This window comes from Parasphingorhabdus sp. NYA22, from assembly GCF_976973735.1.
Genome location: NZ_OZ333477.1, coordinates 3,526,184 through 3,549,030, shown reverse-complemented (window position 1 = coordinate 3,549,030; position 22,847 = coordinate 3,526,184). Strand labels below are relative to the sequence as shown.

The following is a 22,847-nucleotide window of genomic DNA, read 5'->3' as shown; positions in this document are numbered from 1 at the left end:
GAGGCTGCCGATCCATCTGGACCAACAGCCTCTGAACATGGGTCAGCGGTAGGAAGTGCCGCTGCCGGGTTGCCTGATCGCTAGATCAGATTTGCCCCCCGAACGGAATTTTCCGACCCCTGTGCTGAACCATGAGACATCGGACCACCTCCTTTCGCTTGTAAATGTAATACGAACTGTTGCATTGAAACTTCTCCGCTGTTCGACGCTGTGAATGTGAATCAACGCCTGTTTCCGAACAAGTCTTGAATTTTTTTATTTTGCTGTCACAATTGCGCGTTCCGGCCTGACATCCTGCTGATCAGCTCCGGCAATCTTCCACCACACGACTGAACTCGGGCCAAACCGGAATTGCGAGTGATTGCAGTCCGCTGGTTTCGACAGCAAAACGGCCGCGACTATAGGCTATGCGATCCATCATGACATCGCCGGGCGATATTGAAATTGCCGTATAAGACGGCTTTCCACCGCTATTGCTTGCCGGGTAGGATTGCGTGCCGGCGCTGGCGCGCAGGACCATTTTGGCGCCTTCACCGACCTTGCCGGAGCGCGACAGGAATAACTGCCGGCGCGATTGATCGCAGCGGATGATGAAAATTGCGTCTTTGTCAGCCTGACCGAATAGCGCCAGCGAGCCGCGGCCATCCTTTCGATAGACCCAGTCGCCTGCGGTGATCGGCCAGTCAATCCATTCGCCTTGCGGCTGGGCCGGCGCCGGGGACGGCGTTGCGATCGGCTTGGCGGGTTGCGGGGCAGGCGCCGGCTCGGGTGGCGCGGTCGAGCAGGCCGCAAGCGCTAGCGCGACCAGAGGAAAGACGAATGGGGAATATATGTTTCTCATGGCAAAGGAATATGGCCAAAAGCGCGGCGCTAGGCTAGTCCTGATTTTCCATGACCCAGTCCGAACCCAAAGCCGCCAAACAGCGCATTGACCAGATATTGGCGGATCGCGGCCTCGCCGACAGCCGGGCCAAGGCGCAAGCCTATATAATGGCTGGTCTGGTGACCGTGGCGGGCAAGAAGGTCGATAAGCCCGGGCACAAGATAGCGAGCGATGCAGCGATCGAGCTGAAGGGCAAAGACCATCCGTGGGTCTCCCGCGGCGGCATCAAGCTTGATCATGCATTGCGATATTTTGACATTGATGTCACCGGAATGACCGCCATGGATGTAGGCAGCAGCACCGGCGGCTTTACCGATGTGCTGCTGACCGGAGGAGCCGAAAAAGTTTACGCTGTGGATAGCGGCACCAACCAGCTTGCCTGGAAATTGCGGCAGGATGACCGGGTGGTGGTGCACGAGCAGACCAGTGCCCGGATTCTTACCGATCAGCATGTACCGGAGAAAGTCGATATCATCGTTTGTGATGCCAGTTTTATTTCTTTGGTTAAAGTACTCGAACGTCCGATAGAGTTTGCCAAGGATCAGGCTATATTGGTCGCGCTGGTGAAACCGCAATTTGAAGCCGAGCGTTGTGACGTTGGCAAAGGAGGCGTGGTTCGCGACGAGGCGGTGCGCCGTGCGGCTTGTGAAAAAGTGCAAGATTGGCTGGTGGGTTGCGGCTGGGAAATTTCGGGAATAACCGAAAGTCCGATTACCGGACCGAAAGGAAATGTGGAGTTTCTTGTTGGGGCTAAAAAGCCCTGAAAACGCCTCGCTTGCGAGTGCGTGTTTCATCCCATGGCTTGTTATTTTTACCACATCTCCCTAGCTGAAGTTCTATGACCAAAACAACACCAACCCCCAGTGTAACAACTATGCCGGATATCGGCGAGACCATCCAGCGTGTGATTGTGGACGGATCAAGCTGGCTGACCAATCATTATGTTGAAATGATTTTCGCGCTGATAATCGGCGCCGGAATATTTTTTCTGCTCGGAGCGATAAAGCGTCTTGCCGTGCGCTATGTGCGCCACAACCATGGGTTAACCGGTTATCGAACGATTATCGGAACGGCAATTTCCCGAACCAGCAAGTTTTTCATGTTGATGGTATCGGCCGAACTGGTTGTGAATTTTTCCAGCACGCCTTCCAGCATCGACCGGGTGGTGCATGTATTATTCACGATCTCTGCCGTTCTGCAAGTTGCTATCTGGCTCCGAGAGATCATTCTCGGTTTGATCATTCGCAAGACCTCACAGGACCCAGACCAGCATGAGACGCTGGAAAATGCGATGACCTTGATCCGTTTGCTGGTAACCTTTGTTCTCTTTGCAATCGCGGCGATCATGATCCTCGACAATCTGGGTGTGGATGTAACCGGTCTCATTGCCGGCCTCGGCGTCGGTGGCATCGCTATCGGTCTCGCTGCTCAGGGCATTTTCTCCGATCTGTTCGCGGCTCTGTCGATTATTTTCGACAAGCCGTTTCGCCGGGGTGAAACAATCACCTATGACAATACCATCGGAACAATCGAGAAGATTGGACTGAAAAGCACGCGGCTACGAGCGGTCACCGGGGAAGAGATCATCATCTCCAACACCAATTTGCTGGACAAGGAAATCGTCAACATGACCCGCCTGGCGAGGCGTCGGACGCGCTTTGGCATCGGTGTGATTTACCAGACCAAACCGGATGAGGCGCGACGGATTCCAGGCCTGTTGAAAAAAATTGTGGAGGATAATGACGCGGTTTTCATTCGCTCCGGCTTTGTCGGTTTTGGCGATAGCTCGATTAATTTCGAGCTCGATTTCGATATCATGAGCAGCGAATATGACGTGGTTTATGAAGGCCGCCACACAATCGGTCTGGCCATATTGCAGACATTCAACGAACAGGGGCTGGAATTTGCATATCCGACGCAAACAACCTTCACCGCTGCGCCGGATGGCGAAATGATCCTGCCCTATCCGGAGGGAGGCTATCCTGTCCCGCTTAGCAACGACTAGGGTTCCGTAACGGCAGAGCGCCGCAGAAAAAATCCCTTGTTAATTGACCGATTAACGAGGACAATAGGCTCAAAATCCGACTCCGGTTTTTAACTATAAAGGAATTGCACAATGCGTGACGCAGTCATCGTTTCAACCGCCCGTACCCCCATCGGGCGCGCCTATAAGGGCGCTTTCAACACCACAACCGGTGCCACCCTTGGTCATTATTCCGCAAAAGCGGCTGTCGAAAGAGCCGGCATCGACCCGGGCACGATCGACGATGTTGTATGGGGTAGCGCTTTGCAGCAGGGATCCCAGGGCGGCAATCTTGCCCGTCAGGTTGCACTGCGCGCAGGCTTCCCGATCGAAGTGCCCGGTATGACTATCGATCGTCAATGTTCCTCCGGTCTGATGGCGATTGCAACGGCATCCAAACAGGTCACGCTGGACATGATGGATGTGGTTGTTGGCGGCGGACAGGATTCGATCTCTACCGTCCAGACCCCGGAAATGCGGGTTCAGCCGGATCGCGAGCTGATGAAGATGCATGAAGATATCTACATGCCGATGCTGCAGACCGCTGAAGTGGTTGGCAAACGCTATAATATCAGCCGGGACGCTTGCGACGAATATGCTTATCAGTCGCAAATGCGCACCGCAGCAGCTCAGGAAGCTGGCCGTTTTGACGCTGAAATCGTCGAAGTGACCACCACCATGGGTGTGCAGGACAAGGAAACCAAAGAAATTTCCCATGTCGAAGTCACGATCAACAAGGACGAAGGCAACCGGCCCTCGACGACGCTTGAAGGTCTTCAAGGTCTGAAGCCGGTTCTCGGCCCCGGCAATATTGTCACTGCCGGTAACGCATCGCAGCTTTCCGACGGTTCTTCTGCCAGCGTGATTATGGAAGCAAAAGCGGCCGAGAAAGCCGGGCTCAACCCGCTGGGCCGCTATGTCGGTATGGCTGTTGCCGGTACCAAGCCTGATGAAATGGGCATTGGTCCGGTTTTCGCGATCCCCAAGTTGCTTGAACGCTTTAACGTCAAGATGGATGACATCGGCCTTTGGGAGCTCAATGAAGCTTTCGCTGTGCAGGTGCTCTATTGCCAGCAGAAGCTGGGTATTCCTGACGAGCTTCTGAACGTCAACGGCGGCTCGATCTCGATTGGTCACCCCTATGGTATGACCGGCGCACGTTGCACCGGCCATGCGCTGATCGAAGGCAAACGTCGCGGCGCGAAATATGCCGTGGTCACCATGTGCATCGGTGGCGGACAGGGTGCAGCCGGACTGTTCGAAATTTTCTAGAAATCAAAATTCAGTGGGCCGGCGGGAAATCGCCGGCCCTTTTTCTATCAGGGAGAGAATATCATGACAGCAGTAGGCGTCATCGCAACATTGACCGTGGCCGAAGGCAAGAATGCCGATTTTGAAGCCGCTTTTTCCGAGTTGATGGCTGCAGTTCGTGCAAACGAACCGGGCAATGAATTTTATTCGGTCTTCCAGAGCAAGGAAAACCCCCAAGAATATAAAGTTCTCGAGCGCTATGTCGATCAGGCGGCTCTGGATGCGCATGGAAAATCCGATCATTTCCGCGCCAGTGGCCCCAAGCTGGCACCATGTATGGCGGCTGCTCCCGTAATCGAACGTCTCGACGGTATCTAGTCCGTTTAGTGGGCGGGAAATATTTTCCCGCCTTTAAACCGGAAACCATCGATCCGGTCTTCCGCCAGCAATAGTGGCCCATCGAGATCGACCCAATGCGCAAGCTGTGCGAGCGCGAATGCTGGCCTTATACCCAATGATGTCGAGAGCATGCAGCCGACCATGATTTTCATGTCTGTGGCTTGCGCTGCATGGGCGATCGCCATTGCTTCGGTCAATCCGCCAGCCTTGTCGAGTTTGATATTCACCGCATCATAATAAGATGCAATCCTCTCGACGTCGGCGCTGGTATGGCAGCTTTCGTCGGCGCAAAGCGGAATAGGTGATTTCACCCCGCTGAGCAGATGATCGTGTCCGGCGCTGACCGGTTGTTCGATCAATTCGACCGAATATTGCGCCAGCCGCTCGGCTTCGGCGGCAATGTCGAGATTGTTCCAGCTTTCGTTGGCATCGACAATCAGCCGGGCACCGGGCGCGCCTCGGTGGACGGCGGCGACACGCTCGCTGTCGTCCTGACCCGATAGCTTGAGTTTCAGCAGGCCATGCCCGATAGCTGCGGCCCGACGGGCGTGCGCTTCCATGATCTCCGGCTGACCAAGCGATATCGTAAAAGCTGTGGTCAGCGGGGCAGGTTCGGGCAATCCGGCCACTTGCCACAGGGCTTTATTGCTTTTCCGGCATTCCAGATTCCAGAGCGCGCAATCGAGGGCGTTGCGGGCGGCGCCACGCGCCATGTTCTGGAGCAGCACAGAGCGATCAAGATCCGGATGCCGGGCGGCGAATCGCGTGATTTCTTCGACACATTGCTCGGCGCTTTCGCCTTCGTAATAGATCGGAGTTGCCTCCGCTGCGCCGCTATGGGTGCCATCGGAAATTTCGCACAGCACCACATCGACATGATTTTTCGCTCCCCGGCTGATGATGAATTCACCCGCGACAGGCCATCTTTCGACGGTGGCAGAAACAGTGAGCGTCATGCGCCGATCCTACAGCCCGGGCGCGCAGCCGTCACTCAATTAGTGAAGGGGCGCCGCGGTTGCGACAAGGTCTTTGGTTTTGCCGCACCGGTCACTTGCCTGGCGAGCGGCAGCTGCTGGGCCTCTGCCGATCGACGTGCCATATAGGTGTCGAGCCCGATTTGCAGAGCAACCAGCATATAGACAAAAGGCTGGTAAGCGATGCCCACAAACAAGGCTCCAACGAGGAAAATTATATGGCCGTGCTGCAAGGCAGTGGCGAGGGGAGCCACCCATTGCTCGCTTTCCTTCTTCGATTTGGTATATTTTCGTCGCAGCATCTCCATCCGCCACAGGCCGCCGACATGGATGATCAGCCACAATATCAGCCCGGGATAGCCCTGTTCGCCGAGCATCTCGAAATAGCTGCTATGAAACGCACGCGACTCGTCTTCGATAAGTCTGGCGTCGACATCGTCCGGATCAATGTCCCACTGCTCATATTGCTCGATGTCCACTTCCGAAAGTTCATAGGTCAGCTTGTTGATCCGGTAGACGTCAAAGCCTCCGCCGAACGGGTGCTGTTTCACATAATCCAATGTCCATCGCCAGACCGCGAGCCGGGTCGATGCCGACTGGTCGGCTTCGTAATTCTCGATCGTGGCCATTCTTTCGGTGAAACTTTGCGGCAGAAACGGAATCGCCATGACACCGAGCGCCAGAGCAAGACCTCCGTAGAGCAGCCGGTAACGGGCGAAACGCAGTTGCAGCACTGCCAATACCCCGATGCACACCAGACCTGTTCGGGCCTGTGTGCCGATGGGAATGAGTAGAGCGGCAAAGATCAGGCAATAGGAGAAGATTTTTACGCGCCAGTCGGGTGGGAAAATCGTGCCGTAATGCGCCAGCCAGAGAATCAGCGGAATGATACAGATCGCGACCGTCGAGATGATCGACCCTTCGTACAGGCCGCTATTATTGTCGACCAGCAGCACCAGCACGCCATAGCCGCCGCCAGAGGCCAATGTCTTGATTCCGCCGGTAATGATCAATGTACCGGCGCACAACACCATGAACAGCGCCAGTGCTTCCAGTCGCAATTTGGTCCGGAGGGTGAGCGGCAGGAATATCGCGAAGACCAGCGCCTTCCATACCCAGTCCCATTTTTCCAGTGCCGCGTCCGGCACTTCCGCCTGCAACGTGGTATATCCACAATAAGCCAGCAACAGGATCATCATCGCTTGCCGGAAAGAGAAGCGGCTGTCCTGCTTATTGTCGGCAAACATATAGCCGAACAAGGCCAGGGCGAAGACGATCAGTGACAATGGCACAGAGTTGAGCATGAAATAGCTCAGCCGCTGCGGGGCAACGATGTCGATATAGGCATAGATCAGGGTGAACAGAAAGGGCCGTTTGAAGGCGAGAAACAGCAGCGCCACCAGATATCCGACAAAGACGAGATCACGCATCGGGCCGTGATCCATTGTCACTGGATTGCTTCGAAAAACCACCCGGTGCTTCGTCGGGTTCCGGCGGTGCTTCGACATCGAGATCGTCACGATGCACCAGACGCCAAGCGGCGATGAGCAACAGTCCATGCGTCAAAGCGATAGAAAAATTGTCTATCATCTACCCAATATATCCCGGCACGAGCGGCGAAAACACGCTCTTCTGTCATTGCGCGATACAGCTATTGGGTTGACGGGACGTTAATCCTTTTTTGGCAGAGCTTTTCGCCATGACGCGGATATTGCACATATTGGATCACAGCCTGCCGCTGCACAGTGGCTATTGCTTTCGCACACGGGCGATCATGAAAGCGCAAATTGCCAGTGGTCTGACCGTAGCCGGTGTCACCGGTGTCCGGCAGAACCAGCATGGCTATGTAGCGGAGCAGCCGCTGGAAGAATTTGATGATCTGCAGTTCTTCCGAACATTGGCCGAGGTTCAGGGACCATCTCCGATACGCGAATGGCGCGAAGTTGCGGTCCTGGCGGAGCGGATCGAACAGGTCGTCCACGAGTGGCAGCCGGATGTCCTGCATGCCCATTCTCCCGCGCTCAACGGACTGGCCGCTTTGCGTGTCGCCGAGAAAACGGGTCTGCCGCTGGTCTATGAAATCCGGGCTTTCTGGGAAGATGCAGCGGTCGGCAATGGGACCGGCAAGGAACACAGCCCGCGCTACTGGCTGACGCGGCAACTGGAGAACCATGTTGTCAACGGCGCCGATGCCGTTGCAGTGATCTGCGAAGGCTTGCGGTCCGATCTGATCGGACGCGGCGTGAAGCCCGAAAAAATAACCGTGTCGCCCAATGGCGTCGATCTGGAGCTGTTCGGGGAGCCACCGGCGCGCGATGATTCGCTTCTCGCCGAACTGGGTTTGACCGGCAAACCGGTGCTGGGCTTCATCGGCAGTTTTTACGATTATGAGGGGATCGACGATCTGATCGACGCCTTGCCGATTCTTCAGGCCTTCCATCCGGATGTGCATCTGCTGCTCGTCGGCGGTGGTCCGATGGAAGAGGTTCTGAAGAAACAGGTCGAGCGGCTGGGAATCGGGTCTGCAGTGACCTTCACCGGCCGAGTTCCGCATGAGCAAGTAGAGCGTTTCTATGGCCTGATGGATATCATGGTCTACCCGCGCAAGGCGATGCGGCTTACCGAACTGGTCACGCCGCTCAAGCCGCTGGAAGCGATGGCGCAAGGCCGACTCGTGGCGGCGTCGGATGTCGGTGGGCATCAGGAACTGATTGAAGACGGCATCACGGGGACACTTTTCCCGGCGGGTGATCCGGAAAAAATAGCGAAAAAACTGGGCGCCTTGCTCGATAATAGCGCATCATGGCCGCAAGTCATTGAGGCGGCACGGAAATTTGTTGAGGCGGATCGTAACTGGTCGTCAAACATTTTGCGTTACACCCCTGTTTACCAAAGGTTGATAGAGCGCAAATCTTTCGAGCGCGCGGCCTGATGTGGTGGAGAATGATGTGGACCAGATAGAGCAGGATTTCGCTCGGTTTAAACAACCCGCAATGGCCCTCACGGGCGGTATTGCGGCAGCGCTGGTGATCGCCACCTTGCCGCATGTTTATCTTGAGAATATCGTCGGAGCGACCGGACTTTCGAAATTCATCCCCGCCGCTGCACCGCCGCTAGGGAATACTGCGCGCGGTCTGATCGCTGTCGTGGCGGGCCTGATATCCGCATCTGCTCTGTATCTCTTTTTGACCCACAAGACGAAATCATATGAAGGAGGCTCCGATATGAGCTTGGCACTACGCAAAAACCTGACGAGTGAGCCGGTGGCCGAAGAACGGGAAAGCAAATCGCGCTTTTCAGTGCCCAAGCTGAACCTGTCGGCTAAGTCGCTGACCAAATTTCTCAAGAAGCCGAAGAAATCGCCGGGACAGGTGACCGAGCTGAAGGATCTGCCAAACGTCAGAGCGGCTGACCGTCATCCGGATGCACCGGTTCGTCAGCCGATTTTTGCATCTTCCGATCTGGGTGCGCCGCTTGCCGAATCAATCAAGCGGTTTGACCAGTCCGGGGCCGGGAAAGAAGTCGCAGAGCCGGTAAAACAATCTGTGTCGCCGATCGCAAAACCCGATCCGTTTGCAGCTGAAAAAGTTCTGAATCCGGTGGTCGAAGAGACGCCTGAGCCGAATCAGACCGAAAATCACGCTCAGCCAAAAGCATCGAGCGCACCCCGCGAGGATTTGTCCACACTGTCATTGGCGCAGCTGGCGGACCGTCTGGAAGCCGGTCTCCGTCGTCTCGACATATTGGAAATGCGCGAGCGGATTGTTCCGCCGCAAGGGTCTTCCCAAACTGCACCGAAGCCCGAGAATACGGATTCATCAGCAGAGGTTTCCGAAGAGCCGGCTCCGGTCGCCATTCCACCGCTGCGGTCGGTCGAATCTGTCGCAATCGATGCTCAGGCCGGCCGACAAGCGGATATGGATGCGGCATTGAAGGCTGCACTGGGCACTTTGGAGAAGATGACGGCCCATCGCTGAATGCGATTAGTCCCGAGCGTTCTCGGCGGGATCGATGATCGACAGGGCATCGACCAGCAATCGCGTCTCCGATTGATCCATAACCACCATATCTGCGACAAAATGGCCCGGGATTGAAAATTCATGGTCCGGCAGGGCCTCGGCCAGTTTTTGTATCTCGTCCGGGTCGACGGCCCCCTCCCAGTCAATTGCGAAGCTGTGCCGCGTGCCGGCGAAGGTGATGCTTGCCCAAGGGCGTTCCCGTTTTAACATGACGCGAGCGTGACCGTCCGCCAGCGTCTCTATCTGACGGGTAAGCGACGAGCCCGGGTCGCGAGGACAGGCTTTCAGGCGCACTGGCTTAACCGGCATGTTCGGCCCGCCACAAATGCATGAAATTTTCTGCCCGCTCCGAAATGGTTCTGCCGGGCTGGCGTCCGTTGCGCAGATCCTGAACAAAGCGCGGATCGCGAACCGACAATCGCCCGAATTTTGTCCAGGACATGTCAGTTTCACGTAAAAATATTTCGATTTTTCGCAATAATGGCACCGGTAATCTCCTTCTCGCTCTTGGCCGCTCGATCCGGCGACTCGTTGAATAGGGAAATTCCTATTTGAAATGTGATTTCCTACATGTCTAGGAAAAATCCTATTGCCAATTTCGGCCAGCGCCTATATGGTGTTGCGATCATGTCCGAAGATCCACGCGCCAATCTCGAAGAGCTGATCCATAACAACGGCTATGATTTCGCTGCTATCTCGAAGATGCTCGGCAAAAATCCCGCCTATATCCAGCAATATCTCCGCCGCGGATCGCCGAAAAAGCTGGATGAGGAAGACCGGCGCAGATTGGCGGAGTTTTTCGGCGTGGAAGAACGGTTGCTTGGAGCTCCTGCTGTGCGCGAATCCCGCCGGGCCGGTTGGGTCACGCCGGATGGACTGCTTCGAATCAGACAATTGCAGGTGGGCGCATCGGCAGGCCCCGGATCTTTGGCGGATGATGAATATGCTGAATCGATGGGCTTCGGGCCCAAATGGCTCCGGCGACTGGGCATAGATCCCGCTCATCTATCGCTGATCGCCGTTGATGGCGATTCGATGGACCCGACCCTGGGCGATGGCGATGACATCATGGTTGACCATAGCGCTGCCTCCCGGCCCTTGCGCGATGGCATATATGTGCTGCGCATGGATGATGTGCTTCTGGTCAAGCGTGTCGCCATGGGACCTTCGGGAAAACTGTCGATCCGCAGCGACAATCCGCAATATCCGGATTGGGAAGATGTCAGCGCGGAAAGCGTCAATATCATTGGCAAAGTTGTCTGGACCGGACGGCGGCTATAGCGACTCTCCATTTTGGGGCCTTGCAACTTGCGCATCGCGCCGCCAAATAGCCTCTCATGACAGATGCACCCCTCAAGGCCGTGATTATTCCGGTCACTCCGCTCCAGCAGAATTGCACACTCCTCTGGTGTACCAAGACCAACAAGGCCGCATTGAGCGACCCTGGCGGCGATTTGAACAGGCTGAAAGCGGCAGTCGAGGAGCATGGCGTTGATCTTGAAAAGATCATCCTGACTCACGGCCATCTCGACCATTGCGGTCAGGCAGGCATGCTCGCCGAAGAACTGGGCATACCGATTGAAGGCCCGCACGAAGACGACCGGTTCTGGATCGATCAACTGGAAGGCGATGGCGCGAAATACGGGATGCAGGCAAAAAGCTTCGAGCCGGATCGCTGGCTGAAGGACGGCGACCAGGTTACCGTCGGTGATCTGGTGCTTGATGTCATCCATTGCCCCGGCCACACGCCGGGTCATGTGATTTTCTACCATCAGCCTTCAAAGCTGGCGGTGGTGGGCGATGTGCTGTTTCAGGGCTCGATCGGTCGTACCGATTTTCCGCGCGGCAACCATCAGGACCTGATCGATGCGATCACGCAAAAGCTTTGGCCTTTAGGCGACGATGTCACCTTCATTCCAGGCCATGGGCCAACCAGCCAGTTTGGCTATGAGCGCAAAACCAATGCGTTTGTTGCCGATGATGTGCTTGCGGCGCGTTAAGGGTTCAAGACCGCTTCACTCGCTATAACGGGGTTTAATCCGAGTCATCCGAGAAGCGCGAAATGGTAAACTTGACTGCTGACAGATTTAGCAAGGCCGTAGTTTCGTAACCGACTGCATAGCCCTCCAGCAGATCCAGATATCCGTCTTTCATGAACAGCACAAACCCCAGCCCATATGCTAGCCCTTCTACGTCTGCATATATTTCGGGACCAAATGTGCGAGGACATGATAGTGGCTGAGACGCCGTGGCGACGGAAATCCTGGTGAAAAATCCGCCGCCGGTATTCTCTCTTTCTGCAACAGAAGCGCCCGCAAGCTGCGCCACTAGTCCCTCTTCATATTGAGACGTCTCAATAAAGATAGAACGTAAGGCGGCGAGCTCTAGCTTGGTGAAATCTGGCATGATGTTTTGCTATACATTATTGGCCGGCATTCCTTCTCGGGCATAGTTGCCGGCCGGGTTTGCGCTATCCTCCCCAATAAGGGATGGTGATGGCGTAGATTCCCAGTCCCAGGAGTGTCAGCATGGTCACAAGCGTGCCAACCATCCGGCCTTTGCCGAATTTGCCATCATCCATGCCGATGCCATGCGCGACGCGTCCGAGCAGATAGAGACCGCTTACGATCCACAGCCATGTGGGTGAGGTTGCGCTGGCAAGCTCGATGGCCGCTACCAGAAGCATAACGAAGGGAGCGCTTTCTATATAGTTGCTGTGCGCGCGCATGCGGCGGAGGACTTTCTCGTTGCCGCCGTCACCAACGCTGACTTTCTCGCTGGTTCTGACTTGCCCGACGCGGATCATAAGCCAGATATTTATCAGCGCTGCTGCGCCCGCCACGGTCAATGTTATCGGTAAAATCATCTTGTCCCCCAAATATGTGAAAATTATAGGCCGTCTATAGAAGCAGAATGCTTGCAACGCACAGGAATTTCATTATACGCGCCAATTCGCGTGCAATCTGCTGAACCTCAACCAGGTGATTCTCCAAAAATACGGAGACTGGATTGTTTGGCTTGGATGCAGGCATTTGATTTTAAATTTAGAGAACAGGCTTAGCAATGGCTGTACCAAAAAGAAAAACTACACCGTCGAAGCGCGGTATGCGCCGGTCTCATGATGCTTTGAAAGTCGAAGCCTATCAGGAATGCCCGAACTGCGGTGAATTGAAGCGTCCGCACCACATGTGCGGAAGCTGCGGCCATTATAATGGTCGTGAAGTCTTGGCCGCTGATCTTTAATCAGCTAGTCTGTCGACTTCTGACGCGCAATCAAGGGGAATAACTGGTGGGAATGAGGCCGCGAATCGCGATTGATGCGATGGGCGGAGATGAAGGCCCACGCATCATGGTTGCAGGTGCCGCGCTCGCGCGTCACCGCCATGCAGGCTTTCAGTTCCTTTTCGTCGGCGATGAAGCGCAGATTCGCGAAGCGCTCAAGGACCATCCGAACCTCAGTGCAGCATCCGATATTTTGCATGCACCTGACGTCGTGTCCGGTGACGACAAGCCATCGCAGGCGCTGCGCGGTTCCAAAACAACATCGATGGGCATGGCTGTCAATGCCGTGAAAACCGGAGAAGTCAGTGCTGCTGTCAGTGCTGGCAATACGGGCGCCCTGATGGCGATCGCCAAACTGGCGTTACGCACCATGCCGGGTATTGACCGGCCAGCATTGTCGGCGCTGCTTCCGACGATGAAAGAAACCGACGTTGTGATGCTCGATCTGGGCGCCAATACAGAGTGCAATAGTCGCAACCTCGTACAATTTGCCGTGATGGGTGCAGCATATAGCCGCATCATGCACGGGTTTGATCGTCCCAAGGTGAAGCTGCTGAACATCGGTACCGAAGAGGCCAAAGGTACCGGCACGATTCAGGAAGCTGCTGCGACGCTGAAAGGCGCCGCGGGCCTGCATATGAATTTTCTCGGATTTACCGAGGCGGACAAGATATCCACTGGGGAGGTCGATGTGATTGTGACCGACGGATTTTCCGGCAATGTGGCTCTCAAGGCGCTGGAAGGAACCGCGCGGTTTGTCACCGACCTGCTGAAGCAAAGCTTCCTGAGCAGTCTGCGTTCCAAAATCGGGTTTCTGATTTCCCGGCCGGCGACTGAAATGCTGCGCGACCAACTGGACCCCAATAATCATAACGGCGCTGTGTTTCTGGGTCTGAATGGTGTTGTGGTAAAAAGTCACGGCAGCGCAGATGCCAAAGGCGTCGCCAACGCCGTCGAAGTGGCTGCCCGGCTGGTCGAGGACAGTATTCTCGAACGGATCAGTGAAGACCTGACAAAAATTAGCGAAGCCGCTCCAGTGGCTGAGGTGGCGAAATGAGTGCTGCTACAAGACGTTCTGTGATTAAGGGAACCGGTTCGGCTTTGCCGCGCACCCGCGTTTCGAATGCCGAACTCGCCCAGCGCGTGGATACAACCGACGAGTGGATCGTCGAGCGTACCGGCATAAAATTCCGTCATATTGCCGAGGATGACGAGACCACATCCAGTCTTGCCATAGAGGCGGCAGGCAAAGCGATGAAAGCCGCTGGACTCAGCGGCTCGGATATTGACCTGATCATCGTTGCAACGGCAACGCCCGACCAGACATTTCCGGCAACCGCCACCATCGTTCAGGACGCACTGGACTGTAATGGCTGCGTTGCTTTCGACGTCGCTGCGGTCTGCTCGGGCTTTCTATATGCGCTTTCGGTAGCGGACAGCATGATCCGGGTCGGCAGTGCGCAAAATGCACTGGTTATCGGTGCCGAAACATTCAGCCGCATACTCGACTGGGAAGATCGCGGGACCTGTGTTCTCTTTGGCGACGGAGCAGGAGCGATTGTGCTGGCAGCCGAGCAGGGTGAAAAAGGTGTCCTCGCCACCCGTCTGCACGCCGATGGCGCGCATAATCAGCTATTATATGTCGATGGCGGTGCCGGTACCACGGGGACGGTCGGCAAGCTGCGCATGAAGGGCCGTGAGGTTTTTCGCCACGCTGTCGTCAATCTCGCCTCGGTTTTGAAAGAGGTATTGGAAGAAGCAGGCGAATCGATCGACAATGTTGATTGGGTCGTCCCGCACCAGGCCAATGCCCGCATATTGGATGCTACCGCTAAAAAGCTCAACCTTGCTCCCGAGAAGGTGATCAAGACCGTTGATATTCACGCCAATACTTCAGCGGCATCGGTCCCGCTGGCTCTGGATACCGCTGTGCGAGATGGTCGAATCAAGCCCGGAGACCTGCTGGTTCTGGAAGCCATGGGCGGCGGATTTACCTGGGGCGCGTCGGTCATTCGATACTGAACACGCTGCTTTTGTTCGCGAATTAATTATAATTTACATTTTCGTCGCTAAATTTACATCCTTGTCGAAAGCCAGTTGAGCGGAATGCATTTCCGCTCCTAGCTTGGGACCATGGAATATCCGGCATCCACAAGTTTGAAGATCGCGGCTCCGTTTCTTTATCGTGCCTATCTCAGCTGTCATGCTCTTCAGGCCCGCAAGCCACAGCTTTTGAGCGCACTGCAATGTTCCGAATCGGAATTACGGGATCCCGGCTATCAACTGGGTGACGAATCGGTCGCCAGTCTCTGTGCCGCGGCTCAGGAAGAACTCAACTGTACGGACATTCACTCGGAGATCGGCAACAAGATGGTGCCACGGGGCTTTTCCGATCTTGGCTTTTCCGCATTTTTTCAGCCCAGCTTTGGTGAGGCGTTGCTCGATCTTGTTGCAGAACAACGGTTGGGCGGCGACAAGCCTGTCGTAAAACTCTTGCCGCTCTCTTCCGGTGACCGGTTGGTGTGGAATGAGGACAAGGTGGTTTCGCCCGATCTGGTTCACATCATATTTGCACTGGTCCATCAATGCGGAGAGTTGCTGGCCGATGGGCGCTTCAAAACCGTGAAGGCCGCACATTTTTCCCACCGCCGACCCGACGGGTTCAGGGGCTTCCCCGCCGAAAATTCAAGCAGCGCGCCGATTCCCTGCCATTTCAACCGACCATCCACCTATCTTGAATATCATCACATGGCGATGACCATGCCGATACAGCGTCACAATCCCGCGATTGTCTCCGCTGTCAGGCGGCAGGAGGCGTTTTTCGCGCGGGCCAGATTCGAGCGGCAGAATCTCGCGAAACTGACCTATGAATATCTTTTATATCTGCTCGACAAATCCGGTCTGAGCCTCGACGCGGCTGCCATAACATTCGGCATGGCGGAGCGGACCTTACGACGTAAACTGGTCGCCGAAGGCATGTCCTATCGTCAGCTACTGGAGCAGGTCCGGAGGGACACCTGCCATCTCTACTTTCTCGAAGGCACGCGCAATCTCTCCGAAATAGCCGCGAAGCTCGGCTATAGCGAATTGAGCGCGTTCACTCGCGCCTATACGAGCTGGTATGGCCATCCACCGAGCCAGGACACCGGCAGCGCGATCGCTCTCGCTGCCTGAATATCAAATTGTCTGAAAAATGGTGGGCGTAGAGAGAGTTGAACTCCCGACCCCTTCGATGTCAACGAAGTGCTCTACCACTGAGCTATACGCCCACGCTGGAGGCCGTCTAGCCAGCCGCTTCGGCTGGCGCAAGGCTTAATTCAAGTCGCTCATACTGTCTGGCTCAAACAACCGGTCAACCTCCAGAACCAGATCGCGCAAATGAAAGGGCTTGGACAATATTTTGGCCTTCGGAACAGACTGTCCGGCGCGCAATGTTACGCCGGAAAAGCCGGTGATAAACATCACCTGGGTCTCGGGGCAGACAGCGGCGCAATGCTGGGCCAGTTCAATTCCGTCCATTTCCGGCATGACAATATCCGTCAAAAGCAGATCGAATTTCTGCTTGTCGAGCAGCGGTACTGCAGCAGTTCCGCGGTCTACAGCGACAACTTCATAGTTGGCTTTCTCCAGTGCCCGTGTAAGATGCTCACGCATCGCCTGTTCATCTTCCGCGAGGAGAATCCGAATCATTTTGTCACGCCTTCCTGAATATGCCTGAATACAGGCCCGCCTATATGCCGAGGCCGGTATATAAGTGCAAATCGGTTAATTTTTTTCCGAAGATGGCGATTATTTCGGCGATGGAAGCCGATTTTTTCGGGGGTAAATATGGCTAATTCGATTCCCGGCAAAACATTATCCCCGGTACCGGCTTATTCGCTCTCCAATGTCACTACGCTTGGCTTCCCGGTTCTGGTCAGCGTGCCTCACTCCGGTCGGGAATATCCGCCCGAACTTCTCGACAATCTGAATGTCCCGGCTTCTCATTTGCTGCGGCTGGAAGATCGCTATTCGGACCGGCTGGCGGCATCAGCCATTGGCTCGGGATTTCCCTCGATCATCGCCCGAAAACCGAGAGCATGGGTCGATCTCAATCGCAATCGCACGGAAATCGACCCGGACATGGTGATCGGGATGGATCCGTCGCAGACAGCCCAGAAGAGCAAGAAGGTGAGAGGGGGCCTGGGCTTGTTGCCGCGCAGACTGCACGGTGCGGGGAATTTGTGGCGAAATAAATGGCCGTATCAGGATGTGATTGACCGGATCGAACAGGATCACGAGCCCTATCACGCGATGGTGGCGAATCTTCTCGACCAGATACGGTCCGTTTTTGGATGTGCGCTCCTCCTGGACTTGCACAGCATGCCATCGATATTCGACGAGAATCAGAACAAAGTAGGGTTTGTTCTAGGGGACCGCTTCGGGCGGAGCTGCGAATCGCGCTATGTCGAACTGGCGGCAGGCCATTTCCGGATGCACGGTCATCTTGTTCAGACGAACCATCCCTATTCGGGCAGCTATATTCTGGAGCGGCACGGCAGCCCCTCGCGCAATATCCATGCATTTCAGCTTGAAGTGGATCGATCGCTATATCTTGATCAGAATATGCGCGAGCCGACAGCGGCCGCCCGGTCGATCGCGGAATTGATCCGTAACTGCTGCGTAATGCTCGCCGAGCAATTGTCAGGCCACCATCGGATCGAAGCAGCAGAATGAGGGATTTTCAATAAAAAACCACCTCGCCGGTTCGGCGAGGTGGCCAAGGTTCAGGGAGGTGGCATTCCGAAGGAATGCCTGTACCGATCCGATCGGGGGATGCGAACCGATACACCGTTAATGTGGGCCTTGTTGTATTGAGTTGCAAGACCCCAGAAGCGGAAAATTACCGACAGCATTTACCTGCTTCGACCAAATCGGGCGAAGCAGGCTAGCTTGAATGGTTAAACCTTTACGGAAGGTGCTTCGGTCACTTGTGGCATTTTGCCGGCTTCAACCTGTTTGGCGAACACTTCGCGCATGATCTGCAGCGAGAAGAGATGTGCGTAGATCAACGGCAATATTCCGTTTTGGTTGATCTTGCGCAATTCATCGCCGCGCAGATCGCGCAGTTTGGCTTCGTCGACCATCTTGAATCCGCGATAGATAAAAGGCTTTTCAACGCCGGTTTGTTGAATGGAAACTTCACCATCCATCAACAATCCCATCTTTTCCAGTTCCTGGACGAACTGACCGGTCCGTTGGCCAGCTTGTTCGAACTGTTCGCAGAAATTGAGAATATTCTTGGTGGTTTCGCTTGGCTGATCGTCGTCGAACAGCGAGTCGCCTTCTTTAAAGTCGCCAACCGCATTGGCAGTCGGATCAAAGCATAGCGAGAGCTCTTCAGCTTCTGGACGCAATTTCGCGAGCATGAAGGGATAGCGGCGGACATAGGCAGGAACATAAGCAGGTTCACGAAATTGACCTTCGTCATTCATGAACGTGTTCACGCCCTCGTTCAGACCCATGAGAATCAGTGGCACGCTATTGTCGCCGACCGAAAATACAATCGGATAGTTGCGCGCTGCATTGATGAATTCATCGGTGGTAATCGGAATGGCGTGCTGCGACTGCATGAAGGATGCGTTGTCGAGCCCCTTGATTTTCCATTTGGCGTGCTCGTTGGAATTGAGCGGAACCAGATCATTATAGAACATTGGTAGGGCTTGTGCTTGCGGCGTGCTCGCCATAGTCATATTCTCCGAAAATTACTGTTGAAACCGAATAGTTGTCTTGCGCTTTAAGAGCCTGACTGATCGGACGCAAGGGGAACGAGTTTGCCCGGGTTCATAATGTTCTTGGGATCGATCGCTGTTTTTATCGCGCGCAGCATGGAGAGGCGCGCATCGGAGGACAGTCGCTCCAGTTCCGCGCGCTTATTCTGCCCGATTCCATGCTCTGCCGAAATCGAACCTCCCGCAGCGATGACGAGGTCATGGACCAATGGCGTTATCTGCGTCGCATAGTCCCGCATCCATTCTTGTGGCTGCACACCCGCTGGTGCTTTGACGTGGAAGTGGACGTTGCCGTCTCCCATATGGCCGAATGCAGCGACTTTCGTGCCGGGAAATCTCGCCTCGATGACCGGTGATGCCTCGCTGATGAACCGGGCCATGCCTGGCACCGGTACGCTGATGTCGTGTTGCAGAGCCGGGCCGTTGGCGCGCTCGGCTTCGGAAATCGAATCACGGATTTTCCAGAAATCCTCAGCCTGCTGTTCGCTGGCCGCGAGCGTTGCATCCTCAATCAAGTCCCGTTCTATTGCTTCTGCCAGCAGCTTCTCGGTAACGGATCTGGGATCCTGCGCATCCGGTTGATCGCGCACGATTTCGATCAGTACATGCCAACGATGGTTGCTCTCCAGTGGCGAGCGGGTGCCGGGAATGTGGCGCAATACCGAATTCAGGCATGTCTCCGGAATGATCTCAAAGCCTTCCAGTGATTGCGGTGTCCGTTTGTTGAGAAACCGGAATAGCTGATAGGCGGCGTCGGTGCTGTCGACCGCGGCCCAGGATACGCAGCGATCCACCAGAGCGGGGACCGTTTTCAAGGTCGCCGCGGTGACAACGCCCAGGGTGCCTTCCCCGCCCACGAATAACTGCTTCAGATCATAACCGCGATTGTCTTTTTTCAGTGCCGCAAGCCCTTCGAAAATACTGCCGTCGGGCAAGATGGCTTCGATTCCAGCGACCAGCGAGCGCATGGTTCCGTGGCGCAGCACCTGGGTGCCGCCGGCATTCGTCGAAACAAGGCCTCCGACTGTGGCGGAGCCTTTGCCGCCCAGGGTTAGCGGGAATCTCTGCTCGTCGGCCGCGAGCGCTTCGTGCAGATTCTGGAGAATCACACCGGCTTCGCAGACCACCAGTTGGTCGTCCGGCGCTGTTCTGCGAATCCGGTTCATGCGGCGTAACGACAGGAGGATCGACTGACCCCCGATATCAGGGGTCGCCCCTCCGACCATGCCGCTGTTGCCACCTTGCGGCACGATAGCCACACTGTGTTCGTTCGCGATTCTCAGTATTTCTGCGGTCTCTTGCGTGGTCGCCGGGGAGACCATGGCTTGTGCCGCACCGGTATATCGGCCGCGCCAGTCGGTGAGCCAGGGCGCCATCTCATCACCCGCGCGGGTAAATCCTTTAGCGCCGACGGCGGCCTGCATCTGTTCCAGCCATTCTGCCCTTTTTGGCATATTCATGTTCCTCTGCGGTCGTGCCATCTGTCCGCCATCAGGGTGCAGCCTTAACAGGGGGATTGCACGAGGATGATGATAGATGGCAAATTCTCAGTTCATGCAATATTCAATCACTGCTGATATAGGCAAGGCAAGGGTTAGTTAAGGGATTATGGTGAGCCTGTCACTTACAGCGATATTGCTGCTCTCTGTGCCAGATGTGCGCGAGATGCAGCCGATAGACATTCCGTCGGCAGACGCAGCTATGGTCCATGTGGCGGAGCGGCCGCTGCTCTTTGCGCAGGTCCGAATCGAAAAGCGGGTGATCATCCGCGTTCCTCGCCGTCGACCCACGCCCCTGGCGCCCACGGCGGATTTTTCACGCGAGACCGTGGAAAAGACCTATCGCGAAAAGAAAATGGGTAAATGCCTGCCGATGAACAATATTCTCGGCGTGCAGATGTTTGCGGATCGCTACCTCGACCTGATCACCAAAGACCGAAAGAGAATCAGGGCCCAGCTCGAGGATAAATGCCAGGCGCGCAGTTTCTATTCGGGTTTCTATGTCGAGAAAACGGAGGACGGCAAAATATGCGCGGGTCGCGATATCCTCCACTCGCGAACCGGAGCCAAATGCGAGATTGATCGGTTCCGCGAACTGGTCCCGGCCCCCTAGACCAAGCGAGAAAGCTTGACAAATCCCGGATATGCGATCATTGCCCGGCACAGCCCGAGAGGCTAAGACAGGGTGCAAGGTTGCATCCTATATTTTTCCGGAACCACTATGAAATTTGCCGATATCGGCCTGTCTGAAGAACTGCTGAAATCCGTAGCCGAAGCTGGCTATGACGAACCGACGCCGATTCAGGCGCAAGCCATCCCTTCCGTCCTGATGATGAAAGATATCATCGGCATTGCCCAGACGGGCACTGGTAAAACGGCGAGCTTCGTGCTGCCGATGATCGACATCCTGGCCCATGGCCGCTCGCGTGCGCGTATGCCGCGGTCTTTGATCCTCGAGCCGACCCGCGAACTGGCGGCGCAGGTCGCCGAGAATTTCGAGAAATACGGCAAGAACCATAATCTCAGCATGGCGCTGCTAATCGGCGGTGTGTCGATGGGTGACCAGATCAAGGCGCTGGAAAAAGGCGTTGATGTTTTGATCGCGACGCCCGGACGCTTGATGGACCTGTTCGATCGCGGACGGATATTGATGTCGGGCTGCGAATTGCTGGTCATCGATGAAGCGGACCGGATGCTCGACATGGGCTTCATTCCTGATATCGAATCGATCTGCTCGAAACTGCCGGCGACCCGTCAGACGATGCTGTTTTCGGCGACAATGCCGCCGCCGATCAAGAGATTGTCCGACCAGTTTCTCAACAATCCGAAATATATCGAGGTTTCGCGCCCGGCAACGGCCAATACTTCGATTGATCAATCGCTGATAGAAGTTGCTCCGAAAGCCAAGCGCAAGTTGATCGTTGATCTGCTGGACAATGAAGGCGTCGAAACCGCTATCATCTTCTGCAATCGCAAGACCGAAGTTCGCGACCTTTGCCAGAGCCTGCGCAAGGACGGCTTTGATGCCGGACAGATCCACGGCGATATGGACCAGAGTTCGCGTCTGGCGGAGCTGGACCGGTTCAAGTCGGGTGAAATCAACATTTTATGCGCGTCCGATGTGGCCGCGCGTGGTCTGGACATCAAGGGTGTCAGCCATGTCATCAATTATGATATTCCTTGGCATCCCGATGACTATATTCACCGAATTGGCCGTACCGGCCGCGCTGGCGCAACCGGCGTTGCGATAACCTTCATCACCCGCAGCGATGCCGAGCATGTCGAAAGCATCGAAAAACTGACCGGCATGAAAATTCCGGTTCGCAAAGAGCGCAAGGCCAAATCTGGCGGAAAACCGGCCGAGAAGGTCGCCGAGAAACCGGATCGGGCAGAACCGGCAAAGGCGAAAGCGCCGCGACGGGACGACGCGCCGAAGAAGGCGCGGCAGGATGATCGGCCGAAGAAGCCGCGGCAAAACGATGCTCCGAAAAAACCGGCGCCTGCTGCTAAAGTCCAGGAGAAAAAGCCACCTGTGGTGCAGGACAGCAATGAAGCCGATGACGGCTGGAATGGCCCGATGCCCAGCTTTCTGGATGCCAAGCTCAACCGCTAGGCTGTCGTCAAATCAGCGTTAATAATTAGCGCTATTGCAGCGTCAAGCTATCCAATATTGCCGAGGCCAGCGGGTCTGTCGACTTGGCCTGATCCGCGGCATAGGTGATTTCGGCCTGGACCATCGTGCCGTCGGGCTTGCGGAGCAGCCGCTGGCTGGATTTCAGGCCGTTGGTCAAGATGCCGGAAGCGCGATATTCATTCTTGCCTACGGCGCCGCCTTCCATGGTCTCGTTACCATCCTCGACGGCTTCAACAGCCTTGCTCCAGGCCGCGTCTTCGCGATTTTCAACCCAGCTAACTGCCAGTTTTGTGCCGCTCGTCGTTTCGGTGAACACACGGCCATTGTCGTCGCTGGCTGCCGTATCAACGGTCCAGCCGGCAGGCACCATGATCGTGAAGCCGCGCAAGGCGTTGGCGTAGCTTTCCATGCTGGCGAGGTCGACTGCCGCTTTCGCGCCATCGCCTTCTGCAGCAGCCGCCTCGTCGCGGATCGCCTGGCTTGCGGCATCCGCTTGCTGCGCCAGTTCTTCGCTCGACGGAACATCACCGACCGCTTCCTGTTTTCCGCAGGCCGAAAGGAGCAGTGCTAGCGTCAGAGCGGCACCGCATGGAAGAATTGGAAGCATGTTTT

At 55.7% G+C, this 22,847-nt stretch carries 27 protein-coding genes and 1 tRNA gene; 15 read left to right on the top strand and 13 right to left on the bottom strand.

Annotated features, from left to right (window positions below; all coding sequences use genetic code 11):
- Positions 1–301: 301 nt before the first annotated feature.
- Entirely contained in the window at positions 302–841 is a 540-nt protein-coding gene (locus ACWFTY_RS16945; RefSeq protein ID WP_447525346.1) for a hypothetical protein, read from the bottom strand.
- Between the two features lie 50 nt (positions 842–891).
- Here ACWFTY_RS16945 and ACWFTY_RS16940 point away from each other — a divergent pair, with 50 nt between their 5' ends.
- The 4 genes from ACWFTY_RS16940 to ACWFTY_RS16925 all read left to right on the top strand — a co-directional run bounded on the left by ACWFTY_RS16940 (position 892) and on the right by ACWFTY_RS16925 (position 4,535).
- On the top strand, positions 892–1,647 hold the full coding sequence (locus tag ACWFTY_RS16940) for a TlyA family RNA methyltransferase (protein WP_447525345.1): 756 nt from the start codon (positions 892–894) through the stop codon (positions 1,645–1,647).
- Positions 1,648–1,721: 74 nt separating this feature from the next.
- The gene (locus tag ACWFTY_RS16935; RefSeq protein ID WP_447525344.1) at positions 1,722–2,888 is read left to right on the top strand and encodes a mechanosensitive ion channel family protein; all 1,167 of its coding nucleotides are present in this window, start codon (positions 1,722–1,724) and stop codon (positions 2,886–2,888) included.
- 111 nt (positions 2,889–2,999) lie between these two features.
- The gene (locus tag ACWFTY_RS16930) at positions 3,000–4,178 is read left to right on the top strand and encodes an acetyl-CoA C-acyltransferase (RefSeq protein WP_447525343.1); all 1,179 of its coding nucleotides are present in this window, start codon (positions 3,000–3,002) and stop codon (positions 4,176–4,178) included.
- 63 nt (positions 4,179–4,241) lie between these two features.
- Complete coding sequence (locus ACWFTY_RS16925; RefSeq protein WP_447525342.1) at positions 4,242–4,535, top strand: putative quinol monooxygenase; 294 nt, start codon at positions 4,242–4,244, stop codon at positions 4,533–4,535.
- Between the two features lie 5 nt (positions 4,536–4,540).
- Here the strand turns inward: ACWFTY_RS16925 and dgcA are convergent, their stop codons facing one another.
- From dgcA to ACWFTY_RS16910, 3 genes are read right to left on the bottom strand one after another with little or no spacing between them, the layout of a single operon-like run.
- Positions 4,541–5,512: an N-acetyl-D-Glu racemase DgcA gene (dgcA, locus tag ACWFTY_RS16920; RefSeq protein ID WP_447525341.1), complete on the bottom strand. Its 972-nt coding sequence runs from the start codon at positions 5,510–5,512 to the stop codon at positions 4,541–4,543.
- Positions 5,513–5,547: 35 nt separating this feature from the next.
- Entirely contained in the window at positions 5,548–6,960 is a 1,413-nt protein-coding gene (locus ACWFTY_RS16915) for a putative O-glycosylation ligase, exosortase A system-associated (protein WP_447526922.1), read from the bottom strand.
- Positions 6,953–7,120 carry a hypothetical protein gene (locus tag ACWFTY_RS16910; protein ID WP_447525340.1) on the bottom strand — a complete coding sequence of 56 codons (168 nt, stop codon included), beginning with the start codon at positions 7,118–7,120 and terminating at the stop codon, positions 6,953–6,955. The genes ACWFTY_RS16915 and ACWFTY_RS16910 overlap by 8 nt, the downstream gene beginning before the upstream one ends.
- Positions 7,121–7,229: 109 nt before the next feature.
- Here ACWFTY_RS16910 and ACWFTY_RS16905 point away from each other — a divergent pair, with 109 nt between their 5' ends.
- Together ACWFTY_RS16905 and ACWFTY_RS16900 are read left to right on the top strand one after the other, a co-directional pair.
- Positions 7,230–8,462 (top strand): TIGR04063 family PEP-CTERM/XrtA system glycosyltransferase, encoded by a 1,233-nt coding sequence (locus ACWFTY_RS16905; RefSeq protein WP_447525339.1) that lies wholly within the window; start codon positions 7,230–7,232, stop codon positions 8,460–8,462.
- A 16-nt stretch (positions 8,463–8,478) separates the two neighbouring features.
- Positions 8,479–9,507 (top strand): hypothetical protein, encoded by a 1,029-nt coding sequence (locus ACWFTY_RS16900; protein WP_447525338.1) that lies wholly within the window; start codon positions 8,479–8,481, stop codon positions 9,505–9,507.
- A 6-nt stretch (positions 9,508–9,513) separates the two neighbouring features.
- Here ACWFTY_RS16900 and ACWFTY_RS16895 read toward each other — a convergent pair whose 3' ends face one another.
- Together ACWFTY_RS16895 and ACWFTY_RS16890 are read right to left on the bottom strand one after the other, a co-directional pair.
- The gene (locus ACWFTY_RS16895) at positions 9,514–9,858 is read right to left on the bottom strand and encodes a hypothetical protein (RefSeq protein WP_447525337.1); all 345 of its coding nucleotides are present in this window, start codon (positions 9,856–9,858) and stop codon (positions 9,514–9,516) included.
- Positions 9,848–9,991: a hypothetical protein gene (locus ACWFTY_RS16890; protein ID WP_447525336.1), complete on the bottom strand. Its 144-nt coding sequence runs from the start codon at positions 9,989–9,991 to the stop codon at positions 9,848–9,850. The genes ACWFTY_RS16895 and ACWFTY_RS16890 overlap by 11 nt, the downstream gene beginning before the upstream one ends.
- A 185-nt stretch (positions 9,992–10,176) precedes the next feature.
- On the opposite strand from ACWFTY_RS16890, the gene ACWFTY_RS16885 reads away from it, so the two are divergent.
- Entirely contained in the window at positions 10,177–10,830 is a 654-nt protein-coding gene (locus tag ACWFTY_RS16885; protein ID WP_447526921.1) for a S24 family peptidase, read from the top strand.
- Between the two features lie 56 nt (positions 10,831–10,886).
- Complete coding sequence (locus ACWFTY_RS16880) at positions 10,887–11,549, top strand: MBL fold metallo-hydrolase (RefSeq protein WP_447525335.1); 663 nt, start codon at positions 10,887–10,889, stop codon at positions 11,547–11,549.
- A 34-nt stretch (positions 11,550–11,583) separates the two neighbouring features.
- On the opposite strand, the gene ACWFTY_RS16875 is transcribed toward ACWFTY_RS16880, so the two are convergent.
- Both ACWFTY_RS16875 and ACWFTY_RS16870 read right to left on the bottom strand, forming a co-directional pair.
- Complete coding sequence (locus ACWFTY_RS16875; RefSeq protein WP_447525334.1) at positions 11,584–11,955, bottom strand: hypothetical protein; 372 nt, start codon at positions 11,953–11,955, stop codon at positions 11,584–11,586.
- A 64-nt stretch (positions 11,956–12,019) separates the two neighbouring features.
- Complete coding sequence (locus ACWFTY_RS16870; RefSeq protein WP_447525333.1) at positions 12,020–12,415, bottom strand: MAPEG family protein; 396 nt, start codon at positions 12,413–12,415, stop codon at positions 12,020–12,022.
- 197 nt (positions 12,416–12,612) lie between these two features.
- Here ACWFTY_RS16870 and rpmF point away from each other — a divergent pair, with 197 nt between their 5' ends.
- The 4 genes from rpmF (at position 12,613) to ACWFTY_RS16850 (ending at position 16,005) form a co-directional block, all read left to right on the top strand.
- Positions 12,613–12,792, top strand: a complete 180-nt coding sequence (gene rpmF, locus ACWFTY_RS16865) for a 50S ribosomal protein L32 (protein ID WP_100093644.1) — start codon at positions 12,613–12,615, stop codon at positions 12,790–12,792.
- A 52-nt stretch (positions 12,793–12,844) separates the two neighbouring features.
- Positions 12,845–13,888 carry a phosphate acyltransferase PlsX gene (plsX, locus tag ACWFTY_RS16860; RefSeq protein ID WP_447525332.1) on the top strand — a complete coding sequence of 348 codons (1,044 nt, stop codon included), beginning with the start codon at positions 12,845–12,847 and terminating at the stop codon, positions 13,886–13,888.
- The gene (locus tag ACWFTY_RS16855) at positions 13,885–14,853 is read left to right on the top strand and encodes a beta-ketoacyl-ACP synthase III (RefSeq protein WP_447525331.1); all 969 of its coding nucleotides are present in this window, start codon (positions 13,885–13,887) and stop codon (positions 14,851–14,853) included. Before plsX ends, ACWFTY_RS16855 begins: the two co-directional genes overlap by 4 nt.
- Before the next feature lie 111 nt (positions 14,854–14,964).
- Complete coding sequence (locus ACWFTY_RS16850; RefSeq protein ID WP_447525330.1) at positions 14,965–16,005, top strand: helix-turn-helix transcriptional regulator; 1,041 nt, start codon at positions 14,965–14,967, stop codon at positions 16,003–16,005.
- A 20-nt stretch (positions 16,006–16,025) separates the two neighbouring features.
- Here ACWFTY_RS16850 and ACWFTY_RS16845 read toward each other — a convergent pair.
- Positions 16,026–16,100 (bottom strand) — tRNA-Val (locus ACWFTY_RS16845).
- 43 nt (positions 16,101–16,143) lie between these two features.
- A complete protein-coding gene (gene cpdR, locus ACWFTY_RS16840; protein ID WP_447525329.1) occupies positions 16,144–16,521 on the bottom strand; it encodes a cell cycle two-component system response regulator CpdR in 378 nt (125 codons plus the stop codon).
- 138 nt (positions 16,522–16,659) lie between these two features.
- Between cpdR and ACWFTY_RS16835 the strand changes: the two genes are divergently transcribed.
- A complete protein-coding gene (locus ACWFTY_RS16835; RefSeq protein WP_447525328.1) occupies positions 16,660–17,547 on the top strand; it encodes an N-formylglutamate amidohydrolase in 888 nt (295 codons plus the stop codon).
- Positions 17,548–17,771: 224 nt separating this feature from the next.
- On the opposite strand, the gene ACWFTY_RS16830 is transcribed toward ACWFTY_RS16835, so the two are convergent.
- Positions 17,772–18,557, bottom strand: a complete 786-nt coding sequence (locus ACWFTY_RS16830; RefSeq protein ID WP_447526920.1) for a SapC family protein — start codon at positions 18,555–18,557, stop codon at positions 17,772–17,774.
- A 50-nt stretch (positions 18,558–18,607) separates the two neighbouring features.
- The gene (locus tag ACWFTY_RS16825; RefSeq protein WP_447525327.1) at positions 18,608–20,056 is read right to left on the bottom strand and encodes an FAD-binding oxidoreductase; all 1,449 of its coding nucleotides are present in this window, start codon (positions 20,054–20,056) and stop codon (positions 18,608–18,610) included.
- Between the two features lie 154 nt (positions 20,057–20,210).
- Here ACWFTY_RS16825 and ACWFTY_RS16820 point away from each other — a divergent pair, with 154 nt between their 5' ends.
- Together ACWFTY_RS16820 and ACWFTY_RS16815 are read left to right on the top strand one after the other, a co-directional pair.
- Entirely contained in the window at positions 20,211–20,714 is a 504-nt protein-coding gene (locus ACWFTY_RS16820) for a hypothetical protein (protein WP_447525326.1), read from the top strand.
- A 108-nt stretch (positions 20,715–20,822) separates the two neighbouring features.
- Positions 20,823–22,214, top strand: a complete 1,392-nt coding sequence (locus ACWFTY_RS16815; protein WP_447525325.1) for a DEAD/DEAH box helicase — start codon at positions 20,823–20,825, stop codon at positions 22,212–22,214.
- A 31-nt stretch (positions 22,215–22,245) separates the two neighbouring features.
- Here ACWFTY_RS16815 and ACWFTY_RS16810 read toward each other — a convergent pair whose 3' ends face one another.
- A complete protein-coding gene (locus ACWFTY_RS16810) occupies positions 22,246–22,842 on the bottom strand; it encodes a hypothetical protein (protein WP_447525324.1) in 597 nt (198 codons plus the stop codon).
- Positions 22,843–22,847: the final 5 nt, after the last annotated feature.